Annotated in this window: 25 protein-coding genes and 1 tRNA gene; 23 read left to right on the forward strand and 3 right to left on the reverse strand. The window is 59.7% G+C overall.

Annotation, left to right across the window (positions count from 1 at the left end):
* Positions 1–16: 16 nt before the first annotated feature.
* Positions 17–916 (reverse strand): LysR family transcriptional regulator, encoded by a 900-nt coding sequence (locus Q666_RS63740; protein ID WP_023001697.1) that lies wholly within the window; start codon positions 914–916, stop codon positions 17–19.
* 179 nt (positions 917–1,095) lie between these two features.
* Here Q666_RS63740 and Q666_RS63745 point away from each other — a divergent pair, with 179 nt between their 5' ends.
* Genes Q666_RS63745 through Q666_RS63765 form a run of 5 tightly spaced genes read left to right on the forward strand, consistent with a single transcriptional unit; the run spans position 1,096 to position 5,804 of the window.
* On the forward strand, positions 1,096–2,106 hold the full coding sequence (locus Q666_RS63745; protein ID WP_023001696.1) for a hydroxyacid dehydrogenase: 1,011 nt from the start codon (positions 1,096–1,098) through the stop codon (positions 2,104–2,106).
* A 2-nt stretch (positions 2,107–2,108) separates the two neighbouring features.
* A complete protein-coding gene (locus Q666_RS63750; RefSeq protein WP_031269626.1) occupies positions 2,109–2,789 on the forward strand; it encodes an RraA family protein in 681 nt (226 codons plus the stop codon).
* Positions 2,790–2,815: 26 nt separating this feature from the next.
* A complete protein-coding gene (locus tag Q666_RS63755) occupies positions 2,816–3,769 on the forward strand; it encodes a tripartite tricarboxylate transporter substrate binding protein (protein ID WP_023001694.1) in 954 nt (317 codons plus the stop codon).
* A 59-nt stretch (positions 3,770–3,828) separates the two neighbouring features.
* A complete protein-coding gene (locus Q666_RS63760) occupies positions 3,829–4,290 on the forward strand; it encodes a tripartite tricarboxylate transporter TctB family protein (RefSeq protein WP_023014641.1) in 462 nt (153 codons plus the stop codon).
* Positions 4,291–4,295: 5 nt separating this feature from the next.
* A complete protein-coding gene (locus Q666_RS63765; protein WP_023001692.1) occupies positions 4,296–5,804 on the forward strand; it encodes a tripartite tricarboxylate transporter permease in 1,509 nt (502 codons plus the stop codon).
* A gap of 192 nt (positions 5,805–5,996) precedes the next feature.
* Here the strand turns inward: Q666_RS63765 and Q666_RS63770 are convergent, their stop codons facing one another.
* Positions 5,997–6,899, reverse strand: coding sequence for a LysR family transcriptional regulator (locus Q666_RS63770; protein ID WP_023001691.1), 903 nt, complete (start codon positions 6,897–6,899; stop codon positions 5,997–5,999).
* A gap of 111 nt (positions 6,900–7,010) precedes the next feature.
* Between Q666_RS63770 and Q666_RS63775 the strand changes: the two genes are divergently transcribed.
* Together Q666_RS63775 and Q666_RS63780 are read left to right on the forward strand one after the other, a co-directional pair.
* Positions 7,011–7,763, forward strand: a complete 753-nt coding sequence (locus Q666_RS63775) for a glucose 1-dehydrogenase (protein WP_031269625.1) — start codon at positions 7,011–7,013, stop codon at positions 7,761–7,763.
* Between the two features lie 91 nt (positions 7,764–7,854).
* The gene (locus tag Q666_RS63780) at positions 7,855–8,463 is read left to right on the forward strand and encodes an NAD(P)-binding domain-containing protein (RefSeq protein WP_023001689.1); all 609 of its coding nucleotides are present in this window, start codon (positions 7,855–7,857) and stop codon (positions 8,461–8,463) included.
* Between the two features lie 163 nt (positions 8,464–8,626).
* Here Q666_RS63780 and Q666_RS63785 read toward each other — a convergent pair.
* Positions 8,627–8,716: transfer RNA gene (locus Q666_RS63785), tRNA-Ser, on the reverse strand.
* Between the two features lie 633 nt (positions 8,717–9,349).
* On the opposite strand from Q666_RS63785, the gene Q666_RS63790 reads away from it, so the two are divergent.
* From Q666_RS63790 to Q666_RS63865, 16 genes are all read left to right on the forward strand, one after another.
* Positions 9,350–9,949, forward strand: coding sequence for a 50S ribosomal protein L21 (locus tag Q666_RS63790; RefSeq protein WP_023014642.1), 600 nt, complete (start codon positions 9,350–9,352; stop codon positions 9,947–9,949).
* Positions 9,950–9,999: 50 nt separating this feature from the next.
* Positions 10,000–10,269, forward strand: a complete 270-nt coding sequence (gene rpmA / locus Q666_RS63795; protein ID WP_006933726.1) for a 50S ribosomal protein L27 — start codon at positions 10,000–10,002, stop codon at positions 10,267–10,269.
* A 138-nt stretch (positions 10,270–10,407) separates the two neighbouring features.
* On the forward strand, positions 10,408–11,013 hold the full coding sequence (locus tag Q666_RS63800) for a GNAT family N-acetyltransferase (protein WP_031269624.1): 606 nt from the start codon (positions 10,408–10,410) through the stop codon (positions 11,011–11,013).
* Positions 11,010–11,579: a GNAT family N-acetyltransferase gene (locus Q666_RS63805; RefSeq protein ID WP_023001686.1), complete on the forward strand. Its 570-nt coding sequence runs from the start codon at positions 11,010–11,012 to the stop codon at positions 11,577–11,579. The genes Q666_RS63800 and Q666_RS63805 overlap by 4 nt, the downstream gene beginning before the upstream one ends.
* Positions 11,579–12,121 carry a GNAT family N-acetyltransferase gene (locus Q666_RS63810; RefSeq protein ID WP_023001685.1) on the forward strand — a complete coding sequence of 181 codons (543 nt, stop codon included), beginning with the start codon at positions 11,579–11,581 and terminating at the stop codon, positions 12,119–12,121. Before Q666_RS63805 ends, Q666_RS63810 begins: the two co-directional genes overlap by 1 nt.
* A 46-nt stretch (positions 12,122–12,167) precedes the next feature.
* Positions 12,168–13,214 (forward strand): GTPase ObgE, encoded by a 1,047-nt coding sequence (gene obgE, locus Q666_RS63815; protein ID WP_023001684.1) that lies wholly within the window; start codon positions 12,168–12,170, stop codon positions 13,212–13,214.
* Positions 13,214–14,338, forward strand: coding sequence for a glutamate 5-kinase (proB, locus tag Q666_RS63820; RefSeq protein ID WP_023001683.1), 1,125 nt, complete (start codon positions 13,214–13,216; stop codon positions 14,336–14,338). Before obgE ends, proB begins: the two co-directional genes overlap by 1 nt.
* Before the next feature lie 95 nt (positions 14,339–14,433).
* Entirely contained in the window at positions 14,434–15,714 is a 1,281-nt protein-coding gene (locus Q666_RS63825) for a glutamate-5-semialdehyde dehydrogenase (RefSeq protein WP_023001682.1), read from the forward strand.
* Positions 15,715–15,763: 49 nt separating this feature from the next.
* Positions 15,764–16,399 carry a nicotinate-nucleotide adenylyltransferase gene (locus Q666_RS63830; protein ID WP_286133875.1) on the forward strand — a complete coding sequence of 212 codons (636 nt, stop codon included), beginning with the start codon at positions 15,764–15,766 and terminating at the stop codon, positions 16,397–16,399.
* A gap of 230 nt (positions 16,400–16,629) precedes the next feature.
* Positions 16,630–17,013, forward strand: coding sequence for a ribosome silencing factor (gene rsfS / locus Q666_RS63835; protein ID WP_023001680.1), 384 nt, complete (start codon positions 16,630–16,632; stop codon positions 17,011–17,013).
* A gap of 80 nt (positions 17,014–17,093) precedes the next feature.
* On the forward strand, positions 17,094–17,576 hold the full coding sequence (rlmH, locus tag Q666_RS63840) for a 23S rRNA (pseudouridine(1915)-N(3))-methyltransferase RlmH (RefSeq protein WP_023001679.1): 483 nt from the start codon (positions 17,094–17,096) through the stop codon (positions 17,574–17,576).
* 30 nt (positions 17,577–17,606) lie between these two features.
* On the forward strand, positions 17,607–18,098 hold the full coding sequence (locus Q666_RS63845) for a GNAT family N-acetyltransferase (RefSeq protein WP_023001678.1): 492 nt from the start codon (positions 17,607–17,609) through the stop codon (positions 18,096–18,098).
* 281 nt (positions 18,099–18,379) lie between these two features.
* Positions 18,380–19,759 (forward strand): peptidoglycan DD-metalloendopeptidase family protein, encoded by a 1,380-nt coding sequence (locus Q666_RS63850; RefSeq protein ID WP_023001677.1) that lies wholly within the window; start codon positions 18,380–18,382, stop codon positions 19,757–19,759.
* Entirely contained in the window at positions 19,756–21,087 is a 1,332-nt protein-coding gene (locus tag Q666_RS63855; RefSeq protein WP_023001676.1) for a S41 family peptidase, read from the forward strand. The genes Q666_RS63850 and Q666_RS63855 overlap by 4 nt, the downstream gene beginning before the upstream one ends.
* A 118-nt stretch (positions 21,088–21,205) precedes the next feature.
* On the forward strand, positions 21,206–22,351 hold the full coding sequence (locus Q666_RS63860; RefSeq protein ID WP_208984457.1) for a divergent polysaccharide deacetylase family protein: 1,146 nt from the start codon (positions 21,206–21,208) through the stop codon (positions 22,349–22,351).
* 30 nt (positions 22,352–22,381) lie between these two features.
* Positions 22,382–22,912, forward strand: coding sequence for an RNA pyrophosphohydrolase (locus Q666_RS63865; protein WP_023001674.1), 531 nt, complete (start codon positions 22,382–22,384; stop codon positions 22,910–22,912).
* Positions 22,913–23,073: the final 161 nt, after the last annotated feature.

Here is a 23,073-nt window from a genome sequence, read left to right on the forward strand (position 1 = left end):
ATCCTCCGGAGGATGGTCAAGACACGTCCTCTATTCTGCTTACGCCATGCGGGGCGCAAAGTTCGGCAAGTACCGTGTGGATACGCGCGATGATTTCAGCCCGCGGCGATACGATCCGCTCAACGATGCCGATTTGCCTTGTCACTTGCGGATTGCCGAAAGGGAGTTTTGTCAGCCGCTGGTGATCCGGTTCCTGCAAGGCGACATGCGGTACAACGGAAACTCCCATGCCTTGCCGGACACATGTCACGATGGACCCGATCGTGTCGATCTCGGCAACGTCGTTGGTTGCGATCCCCATGCGAGAGATCTCCGTGTCGATAAGGTTGGCAAGCGGCACGGCGCTGCGAAATCGAATGAACGGACAGGTGGCAAGCAGGTCGGCGGGGTCGGTGGATTTTGTGTCTTCCGGTGCGATCAGCCAGAGCGGCTCACGAAGAAAGGGGCTCCAGCGCAAGGCGGGCGGAATACCGACATGCTCCGCAACCACTGCGGCATCGAGCCGTCCGGAAGCCACATCGGCAATCAGGGTTGAAGACAGCGAAACTCTCAGATTGGTTTTCAGATCGGGATACTGGTTTCGCATCTGGACAATGGCTCTCGGCAGCAGATTGAGTGCACTGGAACGAACAGAGCCCAGCATGAGGGTGCCGGCGAGCTTGTCTCCCCGCAGATTTGCCTTGGTATCGTCTTCGAGACGTAACATCTCCTGAGCCATTTCAAGGACTTGAAGTCCCTGCGAGGTCAACTTCGGAGGACGGGACGACCGTTCGAACAGGATGATGTTCAGTTCGACTTCCAGCGCCTGGATCTGTTGACTGACTGCCGATGGCGTCAGGTTTACGATCTCCGCCGCCTTGGTGAAGGTGCCATGGGTTGCAATAGCGACCAGGGTCTTGAGTTGACGAGTGTCCATACCTTCATCCAGTTTTTCTTAATATAAGAACCAGATTAATTCGCTTTTGTTAAGTCATTCTATCCGTTACCCAAGATGGCGGAGGAATTCAGCCGTGCAAGCTGGGAGGCGGACGCGGTCACTCATCCCCTATCAAAGAACAATCACTTTCCGCTTGCGGAGAGCAGAGAGACGTACGCATGAGCAAGAAAATCCTTGTGACCGGCCCCGACCTCGACCCAAGTGCTGTCGCGCTTGTGAAAGACCACGGATACGAAACCGTTCATACCCCGGCCTATGCAGACAGCGATGTGATCTCCACGCTGCTGGTCGAGACCGGGGCGGAAGGGATCGTCTCGCGGATGGGCCGACTGGATGCCGACGTCCTTGAAAAGGCTCCAAAGCTGCGCGTCATTTCAAAGCATGGTGTTGGCGTCGACAACATCGATCTCCAGGCAGCCGCATCCCGCGGCATTCCGGTACTTGTTGCAACGGGCGCGAATGCAGTTTCAGTCGCCGAACATGCAATTGCACTCATGCTTGCTACCGTGAAGCGCATCCTGCCGCTTGACGCAGGGCTTCGTGCCAGCCGCTGGGAAAAGGCAGGTTTTCTTGGCCGCGAGCTGGCAGGAAGCCGACTGGGCCTTTTGGGAATGGGGTCTATTGCACAGGCGACAGGCCGAATTGCCAAGGGCATTGGCCTGAACCTGATCGGCTACGATCCCTATGCCGACAACGACGTATTCGAAAGACTGGGCGTAAAACGCTGCAGCTCGCTCGAAGAGCTGCTGGAACAATCCGATGTCCTCAGCCTTCATTGTCCGCTGACCGATCAGACACGCCAGATCCTGAACGCCGAAGCCATCGCGCGCATGCCGGAAGGCAGCTACGTGATCAACACGGCACGTGGTGGGCTGATTGACGAAGACGCGCTGCTCGCTGCAATTCAATCAGGTCATCTTGCAGGCGCGGGACTTGACACCTTTGCCGTGGAACCACCCCAGGCGAACCATCCGTTCTTCAGTGAAAACCGCATCGTTGTCACTCCGCATATCGGCGGCGTCACGCGCGAAGCCGGTGCACGTGTCGGAGTGGAAGCCGTGCGCGGCATTTTCCAGGTCCTGGATGGCCAGCCTGTCGCCCGCGAACGCATAGCAAATCGTGCACTTCTGGCCGACGCCGGTGCCATGTACGCCAAAGCAGGAGAATGAACATGTCGGTTGGCTTTCGTATTTGCAGCCGAAAACAAGCTGCGCCGCTGGAACTCGTTGCTGAATTTGCCAAGCTTCCGGTTGCCAATGTCTCCGACTGCATGGGACGCCTCGCAGCCGCCGGTCCGCGTCTGCGGCCGATGCATGCCTCCGGTGGCCTGGCCGGCGTGGCGCTGACCGTCAAGAGCCGTCCGGGTGACAACCTGATGCTGCACAAGGCGATCGACCTGGCCAAACCCGGTGATGTGATCGTTGTCGATGCCGGTGGGGATCTTTCCAATGCGCTCATGGGTGAGCTGATGCTTGCCTACGCCGTCAAGCGAGGGGTTGCGGGCTTCGTCTTGAATGGCGCAATCCGCGATGTCGATGCCTTTCTCAAGACCAACCTGCCGACCTTCGCCGCGGGGGTCACCCATCGCGGTCCTTACAAGGACGGCCCGGGTGAAATCAATGTTCCGATCAGTCTGGACGGAATGGTGATCGAGCCAGGTGACATCGTGCTGGGCGATTCCGATGGCGTGCTCGCGGTTCCCCTGGATGGGGCCGAGAAAATTCTTCGTCAGACCCTGGCGAAACAGGATGCCGAAGAACGGCAGATTAAGGCAATCGCTGAAGGCAAGAACGATCGCAGCTGGGTGGACGCAGCCCTCAAGGAACGTGGTTGCGAATTTCCGGATTACTGAACAGTCTCAACAAAGGGAGGAGACAAATGCTTACTTACCTGAAGGCTTCTGCAATTGCAGGTGCGCTGGTTATGGTCGCTGGGGCTGCCATGGCCGACTATCCCGAAAAACCCATTGAGGTCATTGTCGGATATTCCGCAGGCGGCGGCACGGACGTTATGGCCCGCACCGCTGCACCTTTCATCGAAAAATATCTGGGCGAAGGGGCAAGCCTCGTCGTCAAGAACATGCCGGGTGCAAGTGGGCAGATCGGCATTACGGAAACGGCGAGATCTTCTCCGGATGGCTACACGCTCGGCACCTTCAACCTTCCGGGCATGATGGCGCGCACGATTGATCGTGAAGCGGAATATGATGCCGACAGCTTCACCTATCTCGCCAATGTGGTGAACGATCCCAACGTGATCGTCACCTCCAAGGCGAGCGGTCTCGACACGCTCGACAAGCTGATCGCGGAAGCCAAGGCCAATCCCGGGGCCATCACCGTCGGGATGTCCAGCCTCGGAGGCGATGATCACTTCGCGCTGATCAAGCTTGAAGGCCTGACCGAAACCGAGTTCACCATCGTACCGTTCAAGGGCTCCGCGCCGGCGCGAACCGCACTCATGGGCGGACACGTGGCGATGGGGATCCTCAACATTTCCGAGGTGGCCGAGTTTCAGGAAGAACTGAATGTACTTGGCGTTGCGACGCCGGAGCGCTCTGACTTTGCGCCAGACCTGCCAACTTTCAAGGAGCAGGGGCTGGACCTGATAAACGGATCCATGCGGGGGTTCGTTGCGCCTGCCGGCCTGCCTGAGGATGTGCAGGCAAAGCTTCTTGCCGCATTCGAACAGCTTGCCTCTGATCCGGAGTTCCTCAAAGCCATGAAGGAAACCGCAAATCCGGTCGAAGTGGTAACCGGGGACGATTTCAAATCATTGACCGAGGATCTGCATACCCTTGCAAAGCAGGTCTGGGATACGACTCCCTGGAACTGATGCGCGTTGCGCGGGGCACGCCCCCGCGCGGCCTCTCTTACTCAGATAAAGCCAGTGCCATGTCCGACCATCGTACACACCGCCTTCTCCGGCCCGAGACACTGACCGCTCTTGGCATCGCCGCGGCCGCGTTTGCTTTTCTCTACCCGACCTCGACATTGAGGCCGATATCTGCCCTGCTGCCAGCCGTGATGCTGGTCGGGCTGATCATCCTCTCGCTACTGCTTCTGATTGCCGATCAACGCAAGGCGTCGGCTGGTGAAGAAACCGAGCCCATGAGCAAGTCACCCGGCCGGGTCGCAGGTGCCTTTCTGCTGATCCTTGGCTACGCATTGGCCACCGACCTGATCGGCTTTTACCCGAGCACAGCCATAACCATTCCGCTCGTTGCCTGGCTCTTCGGCTATCGCAACCCACTTGGACTTGCAGTGGCAACCCTGGTCGTCGTCGGAGCCATCTGGCTGATCTTCGATTACGGAATGTCGCAAGACTTTCCGGCAGGACGCCTCTGGCAGGAGTGATCTCAATGTACTCCGATCTTCTCAGCGCACTTCCCGAAGTTTTCGGGCTGGCCAACTTTGCCGCTGTCGTCATAGGCGTGATTGCGGGCATCGTTGTCGGTGCAATGCCCGGCCTGAGCGCCACGATGGCCATCTCCGTGCTTGTGCCATTCACGTTCGGTCTCGAACCTCTGGTCGCGCTCGGTCTGATGGCCGGCATCTACAACGGTGCAATGTATGGCGGTGCCATCCCCGCTGTTCTTCTGCGCATTCCCGGAACCCCCGCAGCCGTTGCCACAACGTTCGACGGTTATCCGATGGCGCAAAAGGGCGAGGGTGGATTTGCGCTGCAAGTGGCCGTCGTCTCATCTTCGATCGGCGGCATCGCAAGCGCCTTTGCTCTGATGCTGCTCGCGCCTCCGCTCTCCAAGGTCACGCTCCTGTTTGGCCCTTCGGAAGTGTTCTGGGTTGCCGTGTTCGGCCTAGCCAGCATCATCTTCCTGCTGGGAGGCAACCCGGTAAAAGGGTTGATCAGCGCCTGTTTCGGTGTCTTCGTCTCAGTGGTGGGCTCGGACCCGATCTATGGAAATGACCGCTACACTTTCGGACAGCTGGAGCTTCTGGACGGCGTCAATATCGTCATTCTGCTGGTCGGCCTCTACGCGCTGCCTCCGGTCATCGATTTGCTGGAAACGCCTTTGAAAACGGACGGCGTCAACAGTTCCAAACTGGGAACGGAGCCGATCTGGCGTGCGCTGCCTCGCATGTACCGCTTCTGGAAGACATGGATCCGTTCATCGATCATCGGGATCTGGATCGGAATTCTTCCGGGAGCCGGCGGTTCGATGGCTGCTTTCATGTCCTATAACGAAGCTCGCCGGGCCTCGAAAACACCCGATACCTGGGGCAATGGTGAACCCGAAGGCGTCGCGGCCGCGGAAACAGCTAACAATGCGGACACCGCTTCCGCGCTGATCCCGGCCCTGACACTTGGCATCCCTGGAACTGCTGTCGCTGCGGTCATGCTGGGTGGGTTGCTGGTGCATGGTCTGCAGCCGGGGCCCATGCTGTTCCGGGACAATCCGGACGTGGTATTCGGCTTCATGTGGCAGTTCCTGTTCGGCGCGATCCTTCTGGTGCTGCTTGGCGGGGCACTGGCAACGAACAGTTTTGCGCGCCTTTTGAATCTCCCGCGTCCTCTCCTGGGGTCGGTCATCATCGTCTTGATGCTGATCGGGGTCTATTCGATCCACGGACGGATGTTCGATGTCTATCTGATGCTCGGCTTCGGTGCTATCGGTTGGGTAATGGACAAGCTCAAGTTCCCGCTGCCACCGGTTGTCCTGGGTCTTATCCTGGGTGGGTTTGCCGAGGAAAACCTTCGTCTTGCATTGCGGATCGGACGCGGCGACTGGCTGGTCCTGTTCTCGAATACAACCAGCCTGGTTCTTGTCGCCCTGACGGTCGCGGTTGTCGTCGGGCCGATGATCAAGCGGCGGTTTCAAGCCGCAAAAAGGGAAGAGGCTACCAACTGACAAGACCTTGAGTGTTTGACGGGAAACCTGCCTGAAAAATCAGGACCCCGGTGCAGCGCGATCAGCTCGCATCGGGGTTTTCCGCCTGTTCCATTCCTTTCCATGAGATCCGGTTGCTGTGGTTTCTCGGGGATCCCCCACATGTATCTTTCGAAGGACTGACGGAGTCGCAACATGGGTAGGTTTCGACTGCTATTCGTAGCTCAGCGCATCCTTTGGAAAACAGCGGGCAAGATGGTCGATGAATAATCGGACAGCTGGCGGCAGCCCGCGCCGCGTCGTGAAGACCAGATGCACGATCCCTTTCTGACTTCGCCATTGCGGGAGGACACGCACAAGATCCCCGGTAGCCAGTTCCGCGCTGCAGACGTGGTCGGGCAGTAGGGCCACACCGAGACCCTTCTTCACGGCCGTTCGTGTTGCCGAAAAATCCGTGCAACCCATCCTGGCCTGCTTTCGAAACGCGCGGGTTTCGCCCATGTCGGTTTCGATGTGCCATTCGATTTCATCCGCGCTATCACTTGTCGATAGCAAGGGAACTTTGTCCAGGTCATCGACCTCATGAACGGTCTGCGCCAGGCCCGGATTTGCAACCAGAATTCTGATTGAGGTACCGATCGTACGCATGGTCAGCGAGGCATCGCTGGTCAACGCCGTGCGCACACGCAAGGCGAGGTCAATGCGTTCCGAGATCAGGTCCAGCGCCCGATCGGCAGCTACCAGTTGCAGCCGCACCTTGGGGTGACGAGACAGGAATTCGCTTATCAGCGGGGCAACAACCTCAACGAGGCCGGTTGGGCATCCGAAGCGGATCAGCCCGTGCGGTTCTGCCCTGGATTCCGCAACCAGGGCATGGGCGTGTTCAGCTTCCGACTGCATGCTGCGGCACCGCTCATAGAATTGCTCCCCGATGTCGGTGACCCGAAACCGACGGCTTGATCTTTCGATCAGCCTTACGCCCAGGCGCTCTTCCAGAGCCGCTATTCGCCGGCTGAGCTTTGACTTGGGAACGCCGATCGCCCGGCCCGCCGGCGCAAATCCGCGATGCGCCACCACCTCGGCGAAATAAGCCAGGTCATTCAGGTCTTGCTGCATCTATCGTTCTTTCTGTGGAACGCTAAGTGTTGAAATTGCCCACTAGAGAAACGATCGTTCCATTTGCATCTTCATGTCAACGGCAATCGTGCCGTCAGACAGGAGAATGAAATGACACAGAACTTCGAGAACAAGGTTGTGGTTGTCACCGGCGGAACCAGTGGCATCGGTCTCGCGACGGCAAAAGCATTCGCATCTGCGGGGGCATCGGTCTTCATCACCGGTCGCCGCCAGGCAACTCTTGACGAAGCCGTCAAGTCCATTGGCGGGCGAACGACCGGCGTGCAGGGAGACATGTCCGTGCTTGCAGATATCGACCGGCTGTACGACGCGGTCCAGCAGCAACACAGCCAGATTGATGTACTCTTCGCCAATGCCGGTGGAGGTGAATTTGCCCCGCTCGGCGAGATCAGCGAAGAGCACTATCAAAAGACATTCGATACCAATGTGAAAGGCGTCCTTTTCACCGTGCAAAAGGCGCTGCCGCTGTTGCGGGACGGAGCCTCGATCATCCTGACGTCTTCGACCACGGGCACCGCGGGGACACCGAACTTCAGTGTCTATTCGGCAACCAAGGCGGCAGTGCGCAATTTCGCCCGCAGCTGGATCCTCGATCTGAAGGACCGCAATATCCGGGTGAATGCCATCAGCCCAGGGCTGACCGAGACCGCCGGCCTCAACGATCTCTTCGGCGGCGGTGAGCAGGCCGAAGGTGTCAAGAACCACATCCTCGGCAATATTCCCTCGGGCCGGATCGGCCGGCCGGAAGACATCAGCAACGCAGTGCTCTTTCTTGCTTCAGAGGCGTCGAGCTTCGTCAACGGCATCGAGCTGTTCGTCGATGGCGGCATGAACCAGATTTAAGTTCGCGGTTGACCAGACGGTTCGGGCCGACAACCGGTTTGGCCGTCTGGCCGACGTGCTCACTCCAATACGTTCTCAAGGAGTCTCTTCGATGGAAATCGGAATTCTGGGCGCAGCGTCGCTCGGGCAGACCCTCGCCAGCCGTCTGGCCGCTGCCGGTCACGACATAGTCCTGGCCAACAGCCGCGGGCCGGAAAGTCTGCGTGATGTCATCACGCGTCTTGGGAAAGGGATTACCGCCGGCCATGCGGCGGAGGCCATGAAAAAACCGGTTGTTGTCCTGGCCATGCCATGGACGAAACTCAGCGACGTGCTTGCGCCTGATATCAATTGGGACAACCGCGTCCTGATCGACGCGACAAATATCTTCACCAGCTATGCGCCGTCGTTCGAGATCGATGATCTGGGGGACGAGTCCGGCAGCGAGATTGTCGCCCGCCTGGCCCCCGGCGCCCGTGTCGCGAAGGCGTTCAACACTCTTCCTGTCGCCACAATGATCGCGCCGTTCCAGGAAGAGCGTTTGCGCCGTGTCCTGTTCGTGGCCGGTGACGACGAAGACGCTGTCGCCATCGCACGGCATCTGGTTTCAGACATCCATCTGCACCCGGTGTACCTCGGCTCGCTGGCGACAGGCGGGAGGCTGATGGAACTCGGCGGCGTGCTGAGCGGTCTGGAACTCTTCATCGATGGCGGCAGGTGATAGAGCTGACCCGACGGCCCACACGTGTGACACCGATGACGACCCGGTCCTCGAGTAGCCGAAAGCGGTAGCGCAAGAATACAAATGGCGGAGGAGGGAAGACAAGGTCCCGACCCGGAGCCATGCGCTAAAGTAGCCGAAGGCGGTAGCGCAAGGATAGATATGGCGGAGAGAGGGGGATTCGAACCCCCGGAACGCTTGCGCGCTCAACGGTTTTCGAGACCGCCCCGTTCAACCACTCCGGCACCTCTCCGCGGTACTTGCGATAAACGGGTCTCAAGTGGCGCGGAACATAGACACACTCTGCGCGCCCTGCAAGCCCGGAAATGAGTTCTTTTTTCAGTTTGTGGATTGGGGCTGTTTTTGCCCGGTTTGCCTGCTTCCTGGGCGCGAATTGACCGCCTGCAGACATATTCGCACGACGCGAAAAGCGGTCTGCAGGGAGCTCGGGGAAGGGGAGGAGGGAGCACCATGGAGATTCGGATTGACCGGATGTCGGCTTGCCCCGATAACGGCCGTCAACGCCGATTGGCGTATCCCTGTTTGCGGGAATCGTGGTGACCACGAGAGAAACCGCCGGGAAAGCGAGGGCGCCAGGGAAACGAAAACAAGCGGTTTTGCGGCAGAAAGGCCAGATTTCCGTTTGACAACGAGAACCGGCCGACTATATTGCGCGGGCTCGAAAAGGTTCGTTTTTTCGAGTTATGTTTGTCGTTCAAGGCCTGCCGGGCTTTAAAAGCTTCACGCTCAACCCGACACAAAGACTTGTCAGCCAGGGTCAAGACCTGGAGAGACAGGCGCCTCGGTTCGACCTGAAAAGCAGCTGGTTCGATGGTTTAACAGCCCGTTCCGGTGTGTCAAAAACGAAAAGAAGGACGTGCGAGACATGTTCGCAGTGATCAAGACGGGTGGCAAGCAGTACACTGTTGCCGCCGATGACCTCCTGAAGGTCGAAAAGCTCGATGCCGAAGCCGGCAGCACCGTCACCTTTGAAGAGGTTCTGATGGTCGGCAATGGCACCGACACCACCGTTGGCGCTCCGCTTGTCGAAGGCGCAACCGTGGTTGCCGAAGTGGTCGAACAGGGCCGTAACCGCAAGGTTATCATTTTCAAGAAGCGCCGGCGTCAGAATTCCCGCCGCCGCAACGGCCATCGTCAGGCTTTCACCCTCGTGAAGGTGACCGATATCCTGACCGGTGGTGCAAAGCCGGCCAAGAAGGCAGCGCCGAAGAAGGCAGCGCCGAAGGCTGAAGAAACCGCTGAAGCCGCACCGGCTGCAGCAGAAGGCGCCGACGACCTGAAGAAACTCGATGGCGCCGGTCCGGCAGCTGTGAAGAAGCTGAACGAAGCAGGGATCACCACCTTCGCTCAGATCGCAGCAATGTCCGCTGACGACGTCGCACGCGTTGAAGAAGAAACTGGCCTGAAAGGCAAGTTCGAACGCGGTAATTGGGTTGAGCAGGCCAAGGAACTGGCTGGCAACTAAGCCGCCGCTCCCGAACCTAAAAAGTATTCGAAGAACGAGGAGTTCTAACGATGGCACATAAAAAGGCAGGCGGCTCGTCCCGCAACGGCCGCGACTCAGCTGGCCGCCGTCTCGGCATCAAGAAATTCGGCGGGGAAGCTGTGATTCCCGGCAACATCATCGCGCGTCAGCGCGGCACTACCTGGCACCCGGGCACCGGCGTTGGTATGGGCAAGGACCATACCATCTTCGCAACCGTGGAAGGCAAGGTAGAGTTCCAGGCGAAAGCCAACAAGCGAACCTACATTAACGTGCTCCCGGTAGCGGAAGCAGCGGAGTAAAGCCGACGTGAAGTTTCGAAACGCCGGCGTCCCGTAAGACCCCGGCAATTCGAGACAGGTCAGCAATCCGACCAGTCAAGATCCAAGGGGGAGATGGGGCGCCATCTCTCCCTTGATTTGTTTTGGCTGGAGGAAAAGATGGTTGTTGAAAGTGACGGTTTATTAGACGAAAGCAGTCTGGCTGCGGCCCCATTGCCGCAGGAAGCGGTTCGTGTGCGGCTCGACAAGCCGCGTATGGACGATTTGGCCGATATGGTGTTTCTGGCCAACAACAAGAAAGTGGCGGCAAACCTTTCCACCATGCCGCATCCCTTCGCATTGGACGATGCCCGGGCGCTGGTCGCCAAGGCCGCGATCAACCAGCCCCGTTCTGCAAGCTTTGCCATCCGTCTGAAGTTAACCGGCCGGCTGATCGGCATCGCGCGGTATGCCAATGTCGAGCCCGGCGGTCCGGTGCATGTCGGCTATTGGCTGGGTGAACCCTTCTGGGGCCAGGGTCTGGCGACAGAGGCCGTGCATGCACTGGTCGACCATGCCTTCACCTATCATGACATCGGCGAGCTGCAGGGATCCTGCAGGGTCACCAACCCGGCATCGCGCCGGGTGCTCGTCAAATCCGGATTTCAGTATCGCGACCAGGCCATGATCCGCTCTCTCGGGGCGGGTGGCTCGGTGCCCATCGAGCGCTATACGCTGGAGCGGGCTGTCTGGAAGTCATTGAAAAGATGGGGGCAGGGACGATGAGCATGTTGCCTGAGCTGAAAACAAGACGCCTGATCCTGCGGCCGATCGAGATGTCGGACGCCGAAGCCATGGTTGCGCTGGCGGGCAAGGATTTCGAGGTCGCCCGCTGGATGACGTCGTTCACCTGGCCTTATGAGGACGGGGCTGCGGAAGCCTTCCTGAAGACGGTGGTCGGCAAGGATCCGTTCGAGACCGAAGCACTGTTTGCCATTACGCTCGGTGGGGTGTTCATCGGGGTGGTTGCCATCGAACCGCCGGGTGACCTGGATGATCTGCCGAACCTGCCGACACTCGGCTATTGGCTCGGCCGGGCGTTTCAGGGGCATGGCTATGCTAGCGAAGCTGTAGAGGCTGCTCTCGCCTGGGCGTTCGAAGCCTTCGAGACGGACGCCATAGCCGCGCGCGCCTTTGAGGACAACTTCCGCTCCCGCGGTCTGCTGCGGAAAATGGGTTTCAAGCCCTACTCCATGACGGAACGTTTTTCGAAGGCACTGGATCGCAGGGTTTCCAACGTGATCGTCCGCCTGGCGCGCACCGATTTCGATGCCCGCAAGGAAGCGGCCTGATGTCGCCCGTTCTGAAGACCGAGCGTCTGGTCCTTCGAGCCCCGCGCCCGGAGGACCTCGATCGCTGCGCCGAGCTTCTGGGGGACTACGAAGTCGCCAAGATGCTGTCGCGGGTTACCTACCCGTACGATCTGGAGCAGGGCCGGGCTTATCTGGCGCTGTCTGTCGAGCGCTGGTCGACATGGCAGGAGGCGGAGGAACTCGGTTTCCAGATCGACTGCGACGGCCTGATGATCGGTGGCATCGGCTTCAAAAAGTTGCGGGAGACCCCGGAGATCGGCTATTGGCTGGGGCGCGCCTATTGGGGCAAGGGATTTATGAGCGAAGCAGTGCAGGCGGCGGTCGCCTGGCTGTTCGGCAATACGGATCACACGTTGGTCGCCTGCGAAGCCATGACAGAGAACCCGGCTTCGCTCGGCGTTGCCCGGAAATTGGGTTTCCGGGAAGTTGGTGAAGTGGGCTGTGCCAGCGTGTCGCGAGGCTGTACGATGCCCGCCATTCGCACCGAGATGACACGAACAGACTTTCTGAACGGCCATTGATCCGATCGGGATCCGGCCTGAAACAGGACGAAAAGAGAAAAAGAAAATGAAATTCCTAGATCAGGCCAAGATCTATGTGCGCTCTGGCAATGGCGGAGCGGGCTGCGTATCGTTCCGGCGCGAGAAATACATCGAATATGGCGGACCGGACGGTGGTGACGGCGGCAAGGGTGGTGATGTCATTATCGAATGTGTCGACGGCCTGAACACGCTTATCGACTATCGCTACAAGCAGCACTTCAAGGCGGAAACCGGCATTCACGGCATGGGCCGCAACCGCACCGGCGCGCACGGCGGCGACGTTGTGCTGAAGGTTCCTGTCGGTACCCAGATCTTCGAGGAAGACAACGAGACGCTGATTGCCGACCTGACCGAGCTTGGCCAGAAGGTGATGCTTCTGAAAGGGGGTAATGGCGGCTTCGGCAATGCCCATTTCAAGTCGTCGGTCAATCAGGCGCCGCGCAGGGCCAACCCTGGTCTTGAAGGCGAGGAAAAATGGATCTGGCTGCGGCTGAAGCTGATCGCCGATGCCGGCCTGGTTGGCCTGCCCAATGCGGGCAAGTCCACCTTCCTTGCAACGGTATCGGCTGCAAAGCCGAAAATTGCCGACTATCCGTTCACGACCATTCACCCCAATCTTGGCATCGTGCAGATCGACGGTCGCAGCTTTGCCATGGCCGATATTCCCGGCCTGATCGAGGGGGCGCACGAAGGCACGGGCCTTGGCGACCGCTTCCTTGGGCATGTCGAACGCACCCGCGTTCTGCTTCATCTGGTTGACGGCTCCGGCCAGGAAGACCCGGGCGAAGCCTATCGGATCGTGCGCGGCGAGTTGGATGCCTATGGCGCCGGGCTTACGGAGAAACCCGAGATCGTGGCGCTCAGCAAGTGCGACGCTCTCAATGAAGACCTGATTGCCGAAAAGGCGGCGAGCCTCGAGGAAGCCTGTGGCCAGAAACCGCTGATCCTGTCCTCGGCCAGCGGCCTCAATGTCGACCGGGCGCTGCGCATGATCGTGCGCGCGATTGACAGGGACAAGGAAGAAGAAGCCAACCAGGTGCCTGCACCCGAACAAGAGGGCTGGCATCCCTGATGTCCCGCAGTCTGAGAGACTTCAGCCGCATCGTTGTCAAGATCGGCTCCGCCCTGCTTGTCGAGCAGGGCGAACTCAAGCGTAGCTGGCTCAACGCGCTGATCGCCGATGTGGTCAAGCTGTCCGATGCCGGTGCGGAGGTGCTCCTTGTCTCCTCCGGATCGATTGCGCTTGGCCGCGGTATTCTCGGGCTGCCGGGTGGACCGCTGAAGCTGGAGGAAAGCCAGGCGGCAGCCGCAGCCGGTCAGATCGCGCTGGCCCAGGCCTATGCGGATGCCCTCGGTGCGCATGGCAAGAAGGCTGGTCAGATCCTGCTCACCCTTGGCGACACGGAAGAAAGGCGGCGCTATCTCAATGCGCGCGCCACTATCGGCACTCTGCTGAAGCTTGGTGCGGTACCGATCATCAACGAAAATGATTCCGTGGCGACTTCCGAGATCCGCTACGGCGACAACGACCGGCTGGCAGCGCGTGTTGCCACCATGGCCAGTGCCGACTGCCTTGTGCTGTTGTCGGATATTGACGGGCTTTATACCGCACCGCCCCAGCAGAACCCCGATGCAGTGTTCCTGCCGGAAGTGCCGCGCATTACCCATGAAATCGAATCCATGGCCGGAAGCGCCGGGTCGGAGCTTTCGCGCGGCGGCATGAAGACGAAAATCGATGCCGGCAAGATCGCGACCGCGGCCGGAACGTCGATGGTGATCACCTCCGGCAAGGAACTCAACCCGCTTCAGCGGCTGGATCAGGGCGCCCGCGGCACCTGGTTCCCGGCGCTCAGTTCACCTGCCAGTGCCCGCAAGGCCTGGATTGGCGGCCATCTGGAGCCGCGCGGCGAAATCCGGCTGGATGCAGGCGCGGTCAAGGCGATGACGTCTGGCAAGAGCCTCCTGCCTGCCGGAGTGACATCTGTATCGGGAAGTTTTTCGCGCGGCGACGCCGTGACATTGCTCAACCCGGAAGGCCGGATCATTGGCCGAGGGCTGATTGCATATGACGCGGACGAAGCGCAGTTGATTGCAGGCCGCAACAGCCGCGAGATTGAAGCCATCGTCGGCTATCCGGGCCGGGCGGAAATGATCCACCGGGACGATCTGGTTCTGGAACTGCCCGCGCTCGAGTGAGTGTGAGCGAACCGATGGATGCCTTTTGAGGCAGAACGCGCTAAAACGCGGAAAGACTGGCGGCGATGAACGCCGCAAAACGGGAGCAAGTGAGTATGCTGGAAGTAGTCGAGGCAAAGACGACCGAGGACTTGATGGCAGAGATCGGGCAGCGCGCCCGTGCTGCCGGCCGGATCCTTGCCATCGCTCCAGCAGACCAGAAGAACAAGGCCCTGGCCGAAATGGCAGCCGCCGTTCGGGCTGCAACACCGGATATTCTTGCAGGCAACCGTCTCGATCTCGAAGCGATGAAGGCAGGCGGCCAGACGGCAGCGTTCCTGGACCGTGGCACGCTTACGGAAGAGCGGATCGAGGCGATTGCGAAAGCCCTTGAGGACATTGTCGCGCTGGACGATCCCGTCGGCAGCGTGATCGCCGCCTGGGATCGGCCGAACGGCCTGAAGATCGAACGTGTGCGCACGCCCCTGGGTGTTATCGGTGTCATTTACGAAAGCCGCCCGAACGTGACCGCGGATGCAGGCGCGCTGTGCCTGAAAGCCGGCAACGCCGTTGTTCTGCGTGGCGGCTCCGACACCATCAATTCCAACCGGGCGATCCATGCGGCCCTGCAGAAAGGCCTCGTCGCCGCCGGTCTGCCGGAAGATGCGATCCAGATCGTTCCGGTGACCGACAGGGCCGCTGTTGGCGAAATGCTGCGCGGTCTTCAAGGCAACCTCGATGTCATCGTCCCGCGTGGTGGCCGCAGTCTTGTCGAGCGTGTGCAGACCGAAGCTCGGGTGCCGGTCTTTGCCCATCTGGAAGGCCTGGTGCATATCTTCGTCGACAAGGCGGCCGATCTTGAGAAATCCGTCGAGGTGATCGTCAATTCCAAGCTGCGCCGGACCGGCATCTGCGGGGCACTGGAAACATTGCTGGTGCATGAAAACGTGGCCCACAGCCACTTGCCGGTGATCGTGAAGGCACTTCAGGAAAAGGGCTGCGAGATCCGGGGTGGTGCGATTGTGCGCGACATTTGCGAAAACATCGTGCCGGCAAGCGAGGACGACTGGTCGACGGAGTATCTGGACAAGATCCTTTCGGTGAAGGTGGTCGCGGATCTCGACGCTGCCATGGAGCATATCGCGCGCTACGGTTCCAACCATACCGATTGCATCCTGACCGAAGATCAGGCGACTGCCGACCGGTTCCAGCGGGAAGTGGATTCAGCCATCGTACTGCACAATGCGTCGACCCAGTTTGCCGACGGTGGTGAATTCGGCATGGGCGCGGAGATCGGCATTGCCACTGGGCGCATGCATGCACGCGGACCAGTGGGCGTGGAGCAGCTGACCAGCTTCAAGTACAAGGTGCATGGCACCGGCCAGACCCGCCCGTGACGACAGCACTTGAGGACCGCCAGGAATGACCAATCGTGAGTTCGCCTGAATGAGCCCCTTGAGTCTTGGTGCGGGACTGGACCGTGACTGGATGAAACTGCCCCATGCCGAGCCGGGCAACCACATCGGCATTTTCGGCGGATCCTTCAATCCTCCTCATTCAGGTCACCGGCTGGTGGCTTCGACCGTGTTGAAGCGGCTGGGGCTGGATCAGGTCTGGTGGCTGGTGACACCTGGCAACCCGCTCAAGAGCCACGCGGACCTGGCGCCGCTGGAGCGGCGGCTGCGACTGACGGCGGACCTTGCCGACCATCCACGCATGAAGGTCACCGCCTTCGAGCAGGTTCTGGGAACACCCTATACGGCCAGAACGCTGGTTGCCCTGCGCCAAATGCGTCCATCTGTCCGATTCGTTTGGGTCATGGGGGCTGACAATTTAGCCGGCTTCCATCGCTGGCAGGATTGGCGCTACATCGTCGGCTCGGTGCCGATCGCCATTGTCGACCGGCCGGGAGCCTCCTTGTCAGTGATGTCGTCTCCCATGGCAAAAGCCTATGAAAAATATAGGCTTCCTGAAGAAGACGCGGCACTTCTGCCGGAAATGGAGGCGCCGATCTGGACTTTTCTGCACACGCCATTGGACCGGACATCGTCCACCGATCTGCGCCTTGGGCAAAAGCGGTAAACAGCAGATTTGCCAAGAATTCCCGCGTGTCTTGAAAATGCCAAACGGGAAGCGGTATTATAGGGACGGTCGCGATGAGCGCGGCCGAGGTACGGTCAACCGGTCCTGCATCCAAAACGGGTGACGTACGAAGTCGGACGTTTCAGTTCGTGACGACGTTGGGCGCGGGACGGCATAAACGGCGAAAGGCACAACACCTGACCATGACCTTTGAAAGTGGGCGGACAGACATGTCCTCTCCTCTGCAGGCTTCCGTAGGTAAAGAACTTGCGGCAGACCTCCTCGATACGGTCCTCACCAGTCTTGACGACTCCAAAGCTGAGGACGCTGTTACCCTCGACATCGCAGGCAAGAGTTCACTGGCCGATTACATGGTAATCGTGTCCGGTCGTTCCCATCGTCACGTGGGCGCGATTGCCGAGCACTTGCTGAAAGACCTCAAATCGGCCGGCGCCGGATCGGCAACGGTTGAGGGTCTGAACATTTGCGATTGGGTGCTGATCGATGCGGGTGATGTGATCGTACACATCTTCCGTCCGGAGGTTCGCGGCTTCTACAATCTTGAGAAGATGTGGGCACCGGAAGAGGATGCGGCACCGCATTACATCGGCTGAGCCGGCATTGAGGCCCTGAGGCAGGGCCTCCGTCTGCTGCCGGGCAGATTTATCACCGGATCGATCTCCGGCAGGGACTTATGCGCTTTACGCTCTTCTGCATTGGCAAAATGAAAGCCGGTGCGGACAAAGAACTTTTCGACCGATATATCGACCGCGCCCGCAAGACAGGCCGCGGTCTCGGTGTTACCGAAGTCATCCTCAACGAAATGCCGGAAAGCCGTGCACAGCGCGCCGATGACCGCAAGGCGGAAGAAGCGCGGGGAATTCTTGCCGCGCTCAACGCCGGAGCGCGGCTGGTGGTGCTGGACGAGAACGGCAAGAACCTGACCAGCCCGGCCTTCAGCCAGAAACTGGAAGCCTGGAAGGATGAAGGTGTTCCCGACGTGGTCTTTGCCATTGGCGGAGCGGATGGTCACGGCCAGGAAGTTCTGAGCCGCGCCGACCTTAAACTCGCTCTTGGTGCCATGACCTGGCCGCATCAGATCGCCCGCATTCTTTTGGCGGAGCAGGTCTACCGTGCCATGACGATCCAGTCCGGTCACCCTTATCACCGTGTGTGAGACTTCTGAAAGAGCCCTGGGAGAGAACCGGTGATACCGGCACTTGAGACCGAAAGACTGATCCTGCGGCCGATGACCATGTCGGACTGGCCGGCGTACGAGGCTTTGATGGCCTCGGATCGATCCCAATATATGGGAGGCCCGCTATCGCGGTTTGCAGCCTGGGGCCTGTTCTGTCACGACATTGCGCAATGGCAGTTGATGGGGCATGGGGCCCTGATGATGGAGGCGCGCGGCTCCGGCGAGGTCTTCGGTCAGGTCGGTATCAATCATGGCCCGCTTTTTCCGGAACATGAACTCGGCTGGTTCGTCTATGAGCATGCGGAGGGAAGGGGCTATGCTTTCGAGGCGGCCGGGGCCTTTCGTGACTGGGCACGGCAGGAGCGCCGTCTACCGTCGCTCGTCAGTTATATGGATCAGGAAAACACCCGCTCGGCGCGCCTTGCCGAACGGCTTGGAGCGCATCTCGATGTCGATGCTGCGCGCCCGGACCCCAAGGATATTGTCTACAGACATTACTGATCGTGAAGGACAGGAGATGGGGTCTCCGCCGGAAAACCTGTTGTCGTAACGGCACTATGACCAAAAATTAACGATTGAAACGGCGGAAAAAGGCGAGAATGCCTGTATCTCGCCGCATTCGCCACGTAACGGTCATCGATCAGACAGAAGAGGGAATGCGATCCTCGGTGGGAGCAGAAGTTAATTGGCCGGTCACTAGGGTAAACGGTTCGTTAACGCAGACTGTGTATCGCATTGGAAGATAACCCTTTGGGAGCTTAGGCAGGTTGATAGCGGATCGCATGACAGCGGCGCGTTCGGAACTCGAGAGACGGAAGAAATTCCGCCCGCTCTTGAGTGGCCTGACTGCGGCCTTGCTCGTTCTGCCCCTGCCAGCCGGATCGACGGAAAGTGTCGATGAGACCACCACCCAGGAACAGGCGGCTCTGCCTGCTGAGGTGACTGCTGCACTGGAACGCAAGAAACAACGCGAAGAGGAACTTGCCGCGCTGTCGCGCGATATCGAGGTGTCGACGGACCGGCAGGCGACCATTGCACGCGAAATCCGCGCACTTGATCGCGACCGGGACACGTTGAATGCCAAGATCATCAGCACGTCCGACACGATCAAGGGCCTGGAAGGCGAACTGACCGATACCGAGCGGCGGCTGCGCGCGCTGGGGGAGAACGAGGACGCGGTGCGCTTGTCGCTGATTGCTCGCCGCGACGTGCTGGCAGAAGTTCTGGCTGCCCTGCAGCGAATCGGACGCCGTCCGCCACCGGCGCTTGCCGTGCGCCCGAGCGACGCGCTGTCGGCCGTGCGCAGTGCGATTCTCCTGAACGCGGTCATGCCGGAGCTGAAGGTGGAAACCGAGGCACTGGCAGCAGATCTTGAGGAATTGCACCGTCTGAAGACGGTGATTGCTGAGGAAAAAAACCGCCTGCGCGGCGACGCGATGCGATTGGCTGAGGAAAAGTCCCGGCTGGAGCTTCTTCTGAGCGCGAAAAGGCAGGAACATCAAAGATCGGTACAGGACCTTCAGGAAGAGAAGGAGCGTGCAGCGGAACTTGCGGACAAGGCGGGATCTCTCCAAGAATTGATCGCGACCCTGGAAGTGGAAATCGAGAGTGCCCGGGAGGCAGCGGAAAAGTCGCGTCAGGCAGCACTCGAGGCCAGGAAAAATCCGTCGCGCTCGTATGATCCCTTTGCAGATCCTGGGCGTCTGGCACCGGCCATTTCGTTCCAGGAAGCCAAGGGCAAGCTGCCTCAGCCTGTTGCCGGTACGCTTTTGAAGGACTATGGCCAGGAAGACGATTTCGGCGGTGTGACGGAGGGTCAATCTATCGCCACACGGCCTGGGTCCAATATTACGTCACCTGCCGACGGATGGGTGGTCTACTCCGGACCGTTTCGTTCGTTCGGACAGCTCTTGATCCTGAATACCGGCGACGGCTACCATGTGTTGCTGGCCGGAATGGACCGGATCGATGCGGAGTTGGGGCAATTTGTTTTGACCGGGGAACCGGTCGGAGTGATGGGCGCAACCCAGTGGGCAAGCGCTTCGACGTTCGGTTTGGGCTCGACCCAGCCGATCCTTTATGTTGAATTCCGGAAAGACGGTCGTGCGATCGATCCCACACCTTGGTGGGCACGCACTGAAGAAGAAAAGGCTCGCGGATGATACGGAAAGCTTCCTTGCTGCTTGTGGGTGCTCTCATGGGAGCAGCAGCAATCACGACACTGTCCCAGATGCCGATCAATGTCTCGGTAGCGGCCAATGCGGCGGCAACGGATACGTACCGGCAGCTTAACCTGTTTGGCGACGTGTTCGAACGCGTGCGGTCAGACTACGTGGAAGTCCCTGATGACGCCCAGCTCATCGAGAGCGCCATCAACGGCATGTTGACCTCCCTCGACCCGCACTCCAGCTACATGTCTCCGAAGAGCTTCCGGGACATGCAGGTGCAGACCCGCGGCGAATTCGGTGGTCTCGGCATTGAAGTCACCATGGAAGAAGGCCTCGTGAAGGTCGTGTCGCCGATCGACGATACGCCTGCCGCCAAGGCCGGTGTCCTGGCAGGTGACTACATCACCTACATCGACGGCGAACAGGTCCAGGGACTGACCCTCAACGAAGCGGTCGAAAAGATGCGCGGTCCGGTCAAGACGGACATCGTGGTGACGGTGCGCCGCAAGGGCCGTGCCGAGCCGTTCGACATCACCATCACCCGCGACATCATCCGCATCCGTTCGGTTCGCTGGCGGGAAGAGGATGACGTCGGATATGTTCGCGTCACCCAGTTCAACGAACAGACCTTCGACGGCCTGAAGGAAGGCATTGAGGAAATGACCGCGAACATCGGTGAAGACAAGCTCAAGGGCTTCGTCATCGATCTGCGCAACAACCCGGGTGGTCTGCTGGATCAGGCAATTGCCGTTTCCGACGCCTTCCTGGACCGTGGCGAGATTGTTTCGACACGTGGCCGTGAAGCCGACGAAACCCAGCGCTACAACGCACGGGCTGGCGACCTGACAACCGGCAAGCCGGTAATCGTGCTGGTCAACGGCGGTTCCGCCTCCGCTTCGGAAATCGTTGCAGGTGCGCTGCAGGATCATCGCCGGGCAACCATCCTCGGCACACGGTCCTTCGGCAAGGGTTCGGTTCAGACGATCATCCCGCTTGGTGCCAACGGCGCCATCCGCCTGACCACGGCTCGGTACTACACCCCGTCTGGCACATCGATCCAGGCCAAGGGCATCGTGCCGGACATTGAGTCCCTGCAGGATCTGCCGGACGATCTGGTCGGTCGTGTCGATACCAAGGGCGAAGCCGGTCTTCGTGGCCACCTGGAAGCTTCCGAAGGTGAGGAAGAATCCGGTAGCCAGGCCTATGTGCCGTCCGATCCGAAGGATGACACCCAGCTGAACCTGGCACTCGACCTTCTGCGCGGTAATCAGGTGAACAGCGCCTTCCCGCCGGTCTCCGACAGCGCGGCTGTCAAAAACTAAATCAATAAACGCGCGCCGGTCCGCCGGCGCGCGACTTGCCGTTCTCGTTCTGCGTATATCAAAAACAAACTTTCCGTTTCGGGGACATCCTGAAACCGGGCAATAGGCTCAGGACGATATGTCGAGCGAAGATCTCACAGCTCCTTTAGGCATGGGCAAGCGGCGGCTGGTCAGGCTGCCGTTCGGTCTTATCGGGGTCGGAATTCTGAGCGTGATCCTCACTTCTACGCTCGTCTGGATCACTGTTGTCGACGACCCGCTTGGCGGAGAACCCGTCGCCGTTCTGCCGCTCGACGCCATTGTCGAAGGCGTGACCTCCCAGGACATCGAAGTGGTTGAAATCCGCCCGGGCATCAACGGTGACCTGGGCCCGAACCTGCGTCCGGAAAGCAGCAAGGATCTGCTTGGCCCGCGCTACGACATGGTCATGCGACCGGACGGACTGGGTCCGGAAGCCCCGGTAACCGGCCTGTCGATCAATCCGGACAGCCGTGTCAGCGAACGGTCCGATTTCGGGTTCCTGCCGAAAGTCAGCGATGCCGGTATCCGTCCGCTGGATGCCTATTCCCGGCCCATCGTTCGCGAGTTCACCTCGATCCCGAAAATTGCCGTCATCGTGACCGGGCTCGGCCTGAGTGAAACCGGTACGCAGAACGCCATTACCCGGTTGCCGGCCGATACGACCTTTGCGCTTGCCCCTTATGGTGAAGACCTGGACCTGTGGATGCAGCAGGCCCGGACCAAGGGCCATGAACTGCTGCTGCAATTGCCGCTGGAGCCGTTCGATTTTCCCGACAATGACCCGGGCCCGCACACGCTGCTGGTCAGCCTGCGCCCCAATGAAATGATGGATCGGCTTGGGTTCCTGCTCACGCGGGCGACCAATTATGTCGGCGTCATTCCTGAAATGGGCGCGCGTTTCACGGCGACGAAACCCTCCATGGAGTTCCTTCTGGAAAAACTGAAGGCGCGTGGCCTGATGTTCGCCGACAACGGCACATCTTCCCGGTCCATCGCCGATGATGTCTCCAAGGAAATGCGCGTTCCCTTCAGTGGGGTGGACGTGGTGCTGGACGAAGTGCCGCGTGAAGACGATATTAACGCCAAGCTGCTGCAGCTTGAAAGCGTCGCCCGTGCCCGCGGTGTCGCGGTGGCGACCGCATCCGCATTGCCTGTGACCGTGCGCCAACTGGAAAAGTGGGTGCAGGACCTCGAAGAGCGCGGTCTGCAGCTGGTCCCCGTCAGCGCGACCATCGATCGATAATTCTGAGAAACTGAGCACCAAGAGGTATTCGTGACGAAGCTGGCACTCGGACCGGGATTTCCGGAACCCGTCGACGGTCTTCCCTATCGGCCCTGCGTCGGTATCATGCTGATCAACAAGGCGGGCAAGGTCTGGATCGGCAGCCGCGATGATGGGGGCAGTTCCTCCAACTACGAATATTGCTGGCAGATGCCGCAAGGCGGCATCGACAAGGGCGAAGCACCGGAACCGGCTGCCCGGCGCGAGCTTTACGAGGAAACCTCGATCAAGTCCGTTTCCCTTCTGGAAGAAGCCCCGGAGTGGTTCGCCTACGACTATCCAGAAGACGTCGTCCGCGCATCGCGCAAGGGCAAGTATCGCGGTCAGGCTCAGCGCTGGATCGCCTACCGCTTCGACGGATCGGAAGACGAAATCAATATCCTCACGCCCCCGGACGGCCACACCGCGGAATTCAGCGAGTGGCGCTGGGAAGATGCCGACCGGCTGCCTGGTTTGATCGTGCCGTTCAAGCGCCCGGTCTATGAGCGCGTGGTTGCCGCGTTTTCTCATCTGACCTCGTAAAACGAAGCTCATCCAACACGGGCTGAAAAGCCCCCTGGAACCTGCCGGGTTTGCGGTGCTTTTTGTCCGTGAGGTGCTCCAAAGCGTCAGCATTGGAGTCCCGTTTGTCGTTTTTCAAACAGACAGGTTGACTCGGCGCGGCTAACATCCGGACCAAAATG

It is taken from the genome of Labrenzia sp. C1B70 (assembly GCF_000475395.1).
GTDB classification, from domain to species: domain Bacteria; phylum Pseudomonadota; class Alphaproteobacteria; order Rhizobiales; family Stappiaceae; genus Roseibium; species Roseibium algicola.

Coding starts and splice junctions, on each gene's coding strand:
- Q666_RS63740 (WP_023001697.1), bottom strand. CDS start 916: ATGGACACTCGTCAACTCAAGACCCTGGTCGCTATTGCAACCCATGGC.
- Q666_RS63745 (WP_023001696.1), top strand. CDS start 1,096: ATGAGCAAGAAAATCCTTGTGACCGGCCCCGACCTCGACCCAAGTGCT.
- Q666_RS63750 (WP_031269626.1), top strand. CDS start 2,109: ATGTCGGTTGGCTTTCGTATTTGCAGCCGAAAACAAGCTGCGCCGCTG.
- Q666_RS63755 (WP_023001694.1), top strand. CDS start 2,816: ATGCTTACTTACCTGAAGGCTTCTGCAATTGCAGGTGCGCTGGTTATG.
- Q666_RS63760 (WP_023014641.1), top strand. CDS start 3,829: ATGTCCGACCATCGTACACACCGCCTTCTCCGGCCCGAGACACTGACC.
- Q666_RS63765 (WP_023001692.1), top strand. CDS start 4,296: ATGTACTCCGATCTTCTCAGCGCACTTCCCGAAGTTTTCGGGCTGGCC.
- Q666_RS63770 (WP_023001691.1), bottom strand. CDS start 6,899: ATGCAGCAAGACCTGAATGACCTGGCTTATTTCGCCGAGGTGGTGGCG.
- Q666_RS63775 (WP_031269625.1), top strand. CDS start 7,011: ATGACACAGAACTTCGAGAACAAGGTTGTGGTTGTCACCGGCGGAACC.
- Q666_RS63780 (WP_023001689.1), top strand. CDS start 7,855: ATGGAAATCGGAATTCTGGGCGCAGCGTCGCTCGGGCAGACCCTCGCC.
- Q666_RS63790 (WP_023014642.1), top strand. CDS start 9,350: ATGTTCGCAGTGATCAAGACGGGTGGCAAGCAGTACACTGTTGCCGCC.
- rpmA (WP_006933726.1), top strand. CDS start 10,000: ATGGCACATAAAAAGGCAGGCGGCTCGTCCCGCAACGGCCGCGACTCA.
- Q666_RS63800 (WP_031269624.1), top strand. CDS start 10,408: ATGGTTGTTGAAAGTGACGGTTTATTAGACGAAAGCAGTCTGGCTGCG.
- Q666_RS63805 (WP_023001686.1), top strand. CDS start 11,010: ATGAGCATGTTGCCTGAGCTGAAAACAAGACGCCTGATCCTGCGGCCG.
- Q666_RS63810 (WP_023001685.1), top strand. CDS start 11,579: ATGTCGCCCGTTCTGAAGACCGAGCGTCTGGTCCTTCGAGCCCCGCGC.
- obgE (WP_023001684.1), top strand. CDS start 12,168: ATGAAATTCCTAGATCAGGCCAAGATCTATGTGCGCTCTGGCAATGGC.
- proB (WP_023001683.1), top strand. CDS start 13,214: ATGTCCCGCAGTCTGAGAGACTTCAGCCGCATCGTTGTCAAGATCGGC.
- Q666_RS63825 (WP_023001682.1), top strand. CDS start 14,434: ATGCTGGAAGTAGTCGAGGCAAAGACGACCGAGGACTTGATGGCAGAG.
- Q666_RS63830 (WP_286133875.1), top strand. CDS start 15,764: ATGAGCCCCTTGAGTCTTGGTGCGGGACTGGACCGTGACTGGATGAAA.
- rsfS (WP_023001680.1), top strand. CDS start 16,630: ATGTCCTCTCCTCTGCAGGCTTCCGTAGGTAAAGAACTTGCGGCAGAC.
- rlmH (WP_023001679.1), top strand. CDS start 17,094: ATGCGCTTTACGCTCTTCTGCATTGGCAAAATGAAAGCCGGTGCGGAC.
- Q666_RS63850 (WP_023001677.1), top strand. CDS start 18,380: ATGACAGCGGCGCGTTCGGAACTCGAGAGACGGAAGAAATTCCGCCCG.
- Q666_RS63855 (WP_023001676.1), top strand. CDS start 19,756: ATGATACGGAAAGCTTCCTTGCTGCTTGTGGGTGCTCTCATGGGAGCA.
- Q666_RS63860 (WP_208984457.1), top strand. CDS start 21,206: ATGTCGAGCGAAGATCTCACAGCTCCTTTAGGCATGGGCAAGCGGCGG.